Below are 8,757 nucleotides of genomic sequence, written 5' to 3' on the forward strand. Positions count from 1 at the left end.
AACAAGGCTGCCAAGCAGCGACTTGTCTCGCAGATGGAGTCGCTATCACACTCCAGCGACTTTCGGGCAGCGAAGGATCAGGCCCGAGCCCTGGATGCGCAGTGGCGTGCCACAGGGCCATGCGCGAAGACGGACAATGACCAGCTCTGGCAGCAGTACAAGTCGGCGAAAGATCGTGTGTTCGAGGCGGCGAAGCGGGCCGGCGAACAACGGCGAGCTGAGGCGCGCCAACGAGCACAAGACCGCGTGTGGCGCCTGGAGGAACAACTGCGCAACGTCGAGGCAGCGATCTACCGCGCCAACGAGAGCTACTCACGAGCGCTCTCCGCTCGTTCGCCGTCTACGAGGAACCCCAACTGGATGACCATCGCCAACAATCAACTCGCGCGCCAGTCCGCAGCCCGAGAGAAAGTCGCGTCGCTTGGACAGCGGAAGTCCGAGGTGATCCAGAAGCTGATGGATGCGCGGTCACGGCTGAATCAGTTCTGACTGGTCCGGACTTCCTACAGCGTCTGGCCGAGGCTGAGCAGCCAGTTCATCCAGGCCACACCGCCTCCGGCAAGGACAGCAGCACCGACCGCAACCAGGACACCGACTCGGCCCTTGCTGGCAGTCGCGTAGTTGCCGTGTGCCGCGGCGATGGCCCATGTGATCGCGGAGACGATGAGCATGAGGACGGCGACGATCAGGACGAATGTCAGGAGCGCACCGGCCACGGTGCGGAGGTCTCCGATGCCGCTGAGTCCGTCGAAGTCGGGGAACACGTTCATCGCAGGTCACCGAGCCCGCCCGTGGCAGGAGGTGGCGAACATGCTGGCGCGACTGGAGTAGTACATGTCGCAAAGGTGCGCTTGTCGAGTCTGGCGGGCTACAGCACGTCCGCGTAGCTGCGCTCTCGGTGCCCGACTGGGCTCGGTGGCCCCTATGCGCGCCACCGTTCAGATGCGCGCAATGCCTCGTATGTATACAGGAATGGCGAAGGCACGCGCCGTCGTGCTGACCACGCACGGACGGAGTTGATGGCTGTCATAGCTGTCAGAGTCGCCCCGGTCACCATGAGACCAGCTGGTGCCCCACCGAGCGGGTCTCCGACATCCATTGCCGCATGTAGTGCGGGAATGGCGCCGAGACCTGCCGCCACCGCGGTATCCCGAACACTCGCGCCAACTTCACTCACGACTGACCCCCGGATGTACGCTAGGCCGACGCGGCGATCGAGCTCCAGTGCACGCGAGATTTCCCTCGCGGCACTCTGGCACGAGATTTGGATGTCTCGGATCGCGTCCTGCAGGTCTTCAAATGTTATGGCCGACGACAGAGGCGTTTGGATGTGCCTCCGCAGCGACTCAAGCTCGTCGCCGTGCTGATCCCGGAAGAAGCGGACCGCCGAAAGATCAGATGTTTGAGGGACGGGCAACAGCCAAGTCACCGCCGCTGCTGCGGCAAGGGCATCGGTTGGCGCGCTGAGCGCCCGCCTCCTCTGCTCGCTCAGCATTAGGGCGCAATCATCGCGATCTGCTGCAACGTGCGTCGCGACAGTCAACATGATGTCATCGACCACAAACTTAGGACCGACAAGGGTTCCGGCATAGGGCCTATCACGTCGCCCGGCCACCCACATCCCCGCGGATGACGCAAGGAAATGGAACACCCGGCCGTAAATCTTGCCGACCGCAATCGTGTCGAGCTCGGGAGGCAGGTTCCAGAGGTTTCCGGCGCTGAACTCTTGGTCGCTCTCCCACGGGCAGTCAATCCAACGTTGCTGCCGTTCACGTCGCCTACGCAATCGCTCAGTTGTGCCACGTAGAGTATTCAGCTCAGTCGCCGCATCGTTCACCTCGGAAACAATGCCCCGTATCTGTTCCTCGAGGTTCCGAATCTCGGACGCGCCCGGATGATCGTCGCTCCGCCTTGTTGCGTCGATCTGAGCACGAAGCTCGTCGAGAGTTCGGCAAACGTCACGGTAGTCCTGGGATGCGCGGTTCAGGTCCCTGCGTTGCTGCCATACCATGCGCACTTGTTTGACGAGCGGGTCGATTTCTTCCTGTCGAGCTAGCTTCGCTGCCTTGATGCTTGGACGCGCCACCGCCTTCATCGACTCCAAGCGGTCTTCCTCCAGGCGCATCTCGGCCTGGAGTTGCTTCAGAGCTTCTGCGACGCGAGCCTCATGGCTTTGCGCCTCCCGAATCATGTTCCCCACCTCAGTGAGTTGTCCGAGCACATCCCGTCGGCGTCGATCAAAGCCTTCGGCCCGATCAGCCCATCGACCGATGTAGCTGTCCCTTTTCGGATCCATTCGCCGCGCGGTAGTGATCCAACTTGAGACTTGGGCTCGAAGCTCGTGCTCGATGTAGTCACCGTTCGCGAACGTGGCCGGCAGGCTCACCGGCTCGTAGAGATCGCCCAGAAGGTTCTTGATACGACGCGAAGCCCGACCGTCGCGATCGTCCAAGTAGGGTTCGGGCGCAAACGTCGCGATCTTGTCCTGGTAGAGGATCGCGGGCACAAGCCAATCGTCGGGTGGCTCGATGTCTGGCGCCCAGAGCGCGACCGTCTCCCTCATGACATCACCCTAGGTGCAAGGCAGTCCCGGTTCCTGAGGATCACAGACACCTCGGTTCAATCGCAATGCCTTCGTAACCTTGACCGTGACGTGGAGGTGGTCGTAGTGGCCTCCGGTGATGGAGGCGGGGTCGTGCATGCCTCCGCCGTTGTAGGGTCGCCAGCCGTCGGCGTCGCGGGCGATGGACCAGATTTGGCCTTGCCAGATCAGGTACTCGACGCCGAGCACGTCGGCGTTGTCCTTCATCCAGTTGGTGACCCTCCAGCCGGCGTTGAGCTGGGCCGGGGTGGGTCGCTGGCCGATCCGGTTGCCGAAGGTGATGTCGCACGCGCGCCCGAGTGGATGCTCGGACTTGGTGCCGGGGCGCGGTGAGTAGCAGCCCCAGCCGGTGTCGGGGAACGCGGCGAGGGTCTGCTGATAGAGGTGCAGCATGCGGGCGGTGATCTTGCCCGAGCTGGTGGGATCGTCGACGAGCCGGTCCGGGTCTCCATCGACACCGGTCGGCGTGCCCGCCGTGGCGTTGTTGCAGGAGGCGGGTGATCCGCTGGTCGCCGTCGGCAGGTTCGCGGCCCCGTGCTCGTTGAGCCAGGCGGCGGCGTCGATGGCCTCGCCGTTCGTGCCGCCGGGCCGGACCTCGAAGTGCAGATGTGCGCCGGTGCTCATGCCAGAGGAGCCGACATCGCCGATGTGCTGCCCGGCGCTTACGCGGTCTCCGGGACGGACGTGGATGCCGCTCTGCCACATGTGCGCGTAGGCGGTCGCGACGGTCTTGCCGTCGATGGTGTGCTCGATGACGATGAGGCCGCCGTACCCGCCGGAGAACTCCGCGATGGTGACGGTGCCGTCTGCGGCGGCGAGGATCGGTGTGCCGTCGGGTGCTGCGAAGTCGGTGCCGGTGTGCATCTTCCGTTCGCCGGTGATCGGGTGCACCCGCATCCCGAACGGCGAGGTCAGTACCCAGGTGCCTTCGGGTAGCGGGAAGACCACTCGGGACGACGAGACGGCCGGGCCACCAACGCCAACCGGAGCGCTGCCGCCGCTGGCGAGGGCGGCGAGGATGCTGTCGGCGACGGGCGCGTAGTTGCGGTAGCGGTCGGGGAACGCGGAGACTTCGACGGCTTGGGCGGCTTCGCCGCGGTCCATCTGTTGCCAGCCGGGGATGTCGAGCAGGCCACGCGGCGAGGGATAGTTCGGCCCGGTTGGCCCGCCGAAGAACGCCCGCACCTGATAGGTCGGGTCCATCAACTCGGCAACCGTGCCCCATCCCGATTGGGGGCGCATCTGGAACAGGCCGAGGGAGTCGTGGTCGCCGCCGTTGCCGTCGTTCGGGTAGTTCGCCGACTCGGGATAGGTGCCGGTGTTGGTGAGCATCCGCAGCGTGGACTCGGTGAGCGCGGCCATCAGCGCGATCTTGATTCCCGGCCGGCTCACGTCGGTGATGCCGTTGCCGACCGTGATGATCGTGGCCGCGTGCGTGAGCTGTCGGCGATTCAGCGTGAAGGTCTCACCGTTCGCGGTGGTGACGGTGAGCGAGTCCGGGATCGGGCCGAGGTTCACGCTCCCGGCAGGGGTGGCGCAGTAGGCGGCAGCGGGGTTCATCAGCACCCCGACCCCGAGGAGTGCTGCGGCGGGGGCGAAGAACAGCAGCGCCAGGGCTGCGATGGCGGCTTTGCGGAACACTACGACACCCTCTTCAGCGCAGCGGGTTGTCGAGCTGCGAGAGCCGCAGCAGGTGGCAGGTCGGGTAGGTCGGGGCGCAGACGACGAACACGGTGAACGCGACCGGATGCTCGCTGGTGACCGGTTGGCCGTTCCAGACCCCGGCTCGGTGGCGGGTGCCCTCGATCGTGACGGCCGTCGTTCCTACCGCGTCGGCCCACGCATTGGGGACGTACGCGGTGTCGATGGTGAGGTGCTGCCGGGTGGCGTACTGCCGCAGCTCGATCCAGGCGTCGCGGGTCGGCAGGTACGCGGCCACGTCGGAGGCCAGCCCGGCTTGCTCGTCCCCGGTGGGGTCACCGACCGTGAGGATCGCCGAGGTGTAGTCCAGCGGCCACAGCCCCGACGCCGTGTCCCACGCGAACAGAGTGGACGCGACACCTTGCGCGAAAGTCTCAGGATCGGCAGAACGCGGAACCGCTGGAACCCGCGGCGGCCGAGGCGTGCTCGGAGCCACCGACGGCGGTGCCGTCGCGACCGGGCCGGGCTCCGAGTCGGGATCGGTGCTGGTGCGTGGGCCGGCGAGCAGTCCGTAGACGCCGACACTGGCGAGGAGCAGCAGGACGATGCCGGCGGCGATGAGGGCGACGAGTCGGCGGCGGTTCTGGGGATCGGTGGGTGCAGGGCTCATGCCGAACAGGTGCGCACCCGCCACCGGGGTCTGTGGTCAGAGCGCGCGGAGTCGTGGCTGCTCCGCGGCGCCTTCGCGGGCGGCTCGGAGGGCGTCGGCGAACCGGACGGTGCCGGCGGCGGTCGCGAGGAAGCTCTCGAACTGCTCGTCGGTAAGCTCACCTGCGAGAGCGTCGGCGTCGTAGTGGGTCCACCAGTCGGCCAGCTCACCCCAGGTCTGGACGAACGCCCGGAGTGGGTAGCGGACAGGTTGCCCATCTCCGGTGACGAGTGGCAGCGGACGGGGTGGGGTGCGCTTGCCCTTCTTGATCGACTTCGCGCGGGCCACAGCTGCTTCGGCGCGGGCGTGCAGCTCTGCCTCGCGCCGCTCGCGCTCTGTGGTGCCGGCGTCGCGGATCGCTTGATAGATCGGATGCACCGGGTCACCGGCCTCGATCCGCTCCAGCCCAGCGGCAGCCTCGGCGCGCAACGCCTCGGGCTGGGTGAGGTTGTTGGCGATGTCTTCGAGGTAGCCGATCTTCTCCAACGTCGTGTGCGACGCCCCGCCGGGAATCATCGCCGCCGCCTGCTCCCGCGCATCCCCGAGCGCGCTCGACGGTCCCGCAAATTTTGCGGGACCGTCGTTTCCCGGCTGGTTCTCGCTGCTGAACTGGGTCGCGGACTTCCGGCGGGCAGCGTCCTCGGCCATGACCTGCTTGATCTCGCGGTAGAGGCCGGCGGCTTCGAGCTGGGTGTAGGGCTTGTGGAGCATGTTGTCGTCCTGCTCGGCGAGGAGCTGCCCGAGCCGGTCGGACAGGCCACTGCGAACCCACACGTTCACGGTGCGCCAGCCGAGCTTCTTGATCGCGGCCAGCCGTCTCGCCCCGCACACGAGCACGCCGTCGATGGTGATCGTGAGAGGTTGCAGCAGGCCGTCGCGGTCGATAGATGCCGCGAGGGCGTCGATGTCGCCGAGGTCGGCGCGGTGCCGGGTGCCGACGAGGATCGAATCGACGGTGCGGTCGAGCTGGATGCTGCCGATCTGTGGTTCGGTCACGACGACTCACCGCCTCCACCGCTCGGCGCGGCCAGTCCGAGCGCGAGGATCAGATCGTCGTCGCGGAGCAGCAGGTCGAGGGTCTCGCCCAGCAGCAGCCGGAGCAGGATGCCGCGGCCACTGCTGGTGGCCACGTAGGCCGGGTGCGGGTTCCCGAGCAGCGCTTTCAGTAGTGCGGCCCAGGAGCGGCGCGGGAGATCGAGCAGTGCCCGCGCATGCCGATCGCGGCGCAGCGTCTCGTAGGCGGACTGGCGGGTGCCGGCCTTCATCAACGCCCCGCAGACGTGCTCGACCGCAGCCCGTGCCGTGTCGGTCGGCCAGTCGAGCAGGCACAGCATCGCGATGGCGTCCTCGGCCGCCGACCCGGCGGACATGCACGCCTGCGCCGACCCGAGGCTCTCGCGCCGCTCCGGTTCGAGGTCGCTGGGACGCAGGTCGGTGGTGTGGAACGCGGGATGGTAGTCGGCCAGCGCGGTGTCGCGTTCGGAGAACCGTTCAGGGTCGTGGAACGCCGAGACGTGCGCACGGCGGGCCTGGTGCACCGAGCACAGCAGCCCCTGGGCACGTTCCTCGTAGACGCAGGTGATCCGCACGGCGTGGGTGATGATCGCCCACGGATCGTTGGCCTCGCGGGTCGAGCGGCACTGCATCGCGTCGAACGCCGCCGTGACCGCTTCCCAGGTGTCGAGCTTGTGCTTCCTCGCGAGAGCACGGTACTTGTCGGCGGCGAACTCCATCAGGTCACGGGCCACCGGGTCGTGAACCCAGGCATCCTCACCGCCCTCGGCAAGACGATGGAGCAGGGCGCGCAGACCCTCGCCGGTGGTGAAGTCCTCAGCCCCGAAGGCCGTCGCGTGTTCGGTGCTGGTGCGGGTTGGTGTGGTCATGGTGTCGGCACCTCCTGACAGGCAGGTGCGCACTCGCTCCCACGAGCGCGTCCCGCATGCCGATGCCGTCGCAACCATGACCTCTCACCACCCTCAACTCATCGAGACCCCAGAGCGGGACACCTGCGACACCGGTGCGGTACTGCGCCCGAACGCCGAAATCGGAGGCAGCCGACGGGCGCGATCTCCGAGACGACGAACGCCGGCCCCGATTGGGGTGCGGGTGCGGCGTCCCAGCTCGGCTTGGAAGTCGAGACCGCGACCGGCCGCGTGCGCCGAGTGCCGGGCGATCAGGTCGGTGGGACGCACCCACTCCACGCCGCGACCGCGAACGAGCGCATGCTGCTTGTCGTCGCGCGCGACCTGCGCGGCCCGCACCGCCTCCGGAGTGCTCGCGGCTTCGACGGGCTCGGGGCGATCCCTCGGCTCCTCGGGCACCAGCTGTGCGGGATCGGGCCTCGCGGGATCGTTGTGCTGGGGGTTGTCGGTGGTGTTCATGGGGTCGTCTCCTCCCGCTCGTCGGCGGTGTCGGTGGTGTCAGTGAGGTGCGCGACGGCGAACCAGCGGCCCACGGTCGAGGGATGCACCCCGAGTTCGCGGGCGATCCGCTTATTCGACCAGCCCGCCTCGCGCAGCTCCCACCCCAGCGCCCGCCGATCTGCCACACCGTCGTCGAGACGGGTCGGTTCCTCTTCGCCCGATGACAGCTCTGGCATGGGCTCGACGGCGTTCGTCGAGAGTGAGGCGGCGGCGGCAGATTCAACGTCTGTGGTGCGGGCGAGGATCACGGTCAGGTGCGTGATTGCCAGCAGCACGACGGGCGGCACCGCGGCGACCGAGGCCGCGAGCATCCGTGGCACGTCGGCATCTGCGGCGACGACGGCGTGAATGGCGTTCGCCGTCACCGAGACGAGCGCGCCGCCGCCCAGCAGCGCCCACGGATACCAGGCCGAGCCTTGCCCGGCGAGAGCGACGACGGCGACCGTGGCGACGACGATGATGCCGTCCACGATCAGCGGCCACGCCCACGCCTGCCCCGACCCGATCCCGGAGCGAGCGGCCAGGTCGGCCAACGACGTGAACGACAGCCAGAACGCCCCGGCACCGATGAACACCGTCCCGGCAACCGCCGTCATGGCGGCCCAGCGCCGCCCGTCCGATTCACGCATCACAGCCCCGCCCTCCCCAGCGCTGCGGACGGTGGGCTCGCCGAACGACCGAACCACCGACCCGCGCCCTGGCTCCGGCCGTCTGACGCGGTCTCGGATGCGGGCCGGGTGGCTCGGTAGGCCGAGCGCACGGTCGCGGTGATCTCGCGATCGCCTAGACCCGCCGACTGTGCCGCAGCACCCAGCGCATCGAGCGCGTCGGCGGGCGAGACGCCGTTCTCAGCGAGGCGGCAGGCCGCCCAGAACAGGCCCCGGTTCCGCTCGCCCTCACCCCGCCCGGCGACCCACGCCGCCAACCGCTCAGCATCCACCTCCATCGAGCCGCCGCTCGCGCGTGGTGGAGGGACGGGGCGCGGGTCGAGGAAGTCCCGCAGCCGGGCCGCGTCCACCGTGCCGACCGAGTGCGCGGCGATGCGGCGACCTCGTAGCGGCGGACGCTGCCGTCGAGGATTCGCCGGGAGGGTGGAGCGATGATGTAGCCGCCGTCGCCACGGAAATCGACACCCGCGGTGGCTGCCTGCCACGACCGCTGCTCGCTGACCGGTGTCGCCGGGAAGTACACATGCGCGCCACCGGTCGGTGTGCGCACCAGCAGACCCGCCCCATCGACGAGCCCCGCGTCGGTGGCGCGCTGATACCCCGCGCGGCCATCGTGGGGGCCGTGGACATCGACATCGACCACGACAACGCCCGATGCCGCTCCCGTCGGGATGCGGGTCTGCCGTGAGTTTGGTTGACACCTGAACTGTGGCT

Annotated in this window: 11 protein-coding genes; 1 reads left to right on the forward strand and 10 read right to left on the reverse strand. The window is 68.0% G+C overall.

All coding sequences use genetic code 11. From position 1 onward, the window contains the following. A partial coding sequence (locus M3G03_RS12575; protein WP_259810474.1) for a DUF349 domain-containing protein occupies positions 1-489 on the forward strand: 489 nt, incomplete at its 5' end. A 14-nt stretch (positions 490-503) separates the two neighbouring features. Here M3G03_RS12575 and M3G03_RS12580 read toward each other — a convergent pair. The 10 genes from M3G03_RS12580 to M3G03_RS12985 form a co-directional block, all read right to left on the reverse strand. Further along, positions 504-770 (reverse strand): DUF6112 family protein, encoded by a 267-nt coding sequence (locus tag M3G03_RS12580; protein ID WP_259810476.1) that lies wholly within the window; start codon positions 768-770, stop codon positions 504-506. 152 nt (positions 771-922) lie between these two features. Further along, positions 923-2,563 carry a hypothetical protein gene (locus M3G03_RS12585; RefSeq protein WP_259810477.1) on the reverse strand — a complete coding sequence of 547 codons (1,641 nt, stop codon included), beginning with the start codon at positions 2,561-2,563 and terminating at the stop codon, positions 923-925. 9 nt (positions 2,564-2,572) lie between these two features. Then, the gene (locus tag M3G03_RS12590; RefSeq protein WP_259810478.1) at positions 2,573-4,243 is read right to left on the reverse strand and encodes a M23 family metallopeptidase; all 1,671 of its coding nucleotides are present in this window, start codon (positions 4,241-4,243) and stop codon (positions 2,573-2,575) included. 13 nt (positions 4,244-4,256) lie between these two features. Next, complete coding sequence (locus tag M3G03_RS12595) at positions 4,257-4,913, reverse strand: hypothetical protein (protein WP_259810479.1); 657 nt, start codon at positions 4,911-4,913, stop codon at positions 4,257-4,259. Positions 4,914-4,949: 36 nt separating this feature from the next. Further along, positions 4,950-5,948 carry a ParB N-terminal domain-containing protein gene (locus M3G03_RS12600; protein WP_259810480.1) on the reverse strand — a complete coding sequence of 333 codons (999 nt, stop codon included), beginning with the start codon at positions 5,946-5,948 and terminating at the stop codon, positions 4,950-4,952. Further along, positions 5,945-6,835, reverse strand: coding sequence for a hypothetical protein (locus tag M3G03_RS12605; RefSeq protein WP_259810481.1), 891 nt, complete (start codon positions 6,833-6,835; stop codon positions 5,945-5,947). The genes M3G03_RS12600 and M3G03_RS12605 overlap by 4 nt, the downstream gene beginning before the upstream one ends. A 93-nt stretch (positions 6,836-6,928) precedes the next feature. Beyond that, the gene (locus M3G03_RS12610) at positions 6,929-7,333 is read right to left on the reverse strand and encodes a hypothetical protein (protein ID WP_259810482.1); all 405 of its coding nucleotides are present in this window, start codon (positions 7,331-7,333) and stop codon (positions 6,929-6,931) included. Continuing rightward, the gene (locus M3G03_RS12615; RefSeq protein WP_259810483.1) at positions 7,330-8,004 is read right to left on the reverse strand and encodes a DUF2637 domain-containing protein; all 675 of its coding nucleotides are present in this window, start codon (positions 8,002-8,004) and stop codon (positions 7,330-7,332) included. The genes M3G03_RS12610 and M3G03_RS12615 overlap by 4 nt, the downstream gene beginning before the upstream one ends. Further along, complete coding sequence (locus M3G03_RS12980; RefSeq protein WP_396121960.1) at positions 8,004-8,252, reverse strand: hypothetical protein; 249 nt, start codon at positions 8,250-8,252, stop codon at positions 8,004-8,006. Before M3G03_RS12980 ends, M3G03_RS12615 begins: the two co-directional genes overlap by 1 nt. Continuing rightward, entirely contained in the window at positions 8,159-8,686 is a 528-nt protein-coding gene (locus tag M3G03_RS12985; protein ID WP_396121961.1) for a bifunctional DNA primase/polymerase, read from the reverse strand. Before M3G03_RS12985 ends, M3G03_RS12980 begins: the two co-directional genes overlap by 94 nt. Between the last annotated feature and the right edge of the window lie 71 nt (positions 8,687-8,757).

The sequence above is a fragment of the Aestuariimicrobium sp. p3-SID1156 genome (assembly GCF_025144225.1).
Taxonomy (GTDB): domain Bacteria; phylum Actinomycetota; class Actinomycetes; order Propionibacteriales; family Propionibacteriaceae; genus Aestuariimicrobium.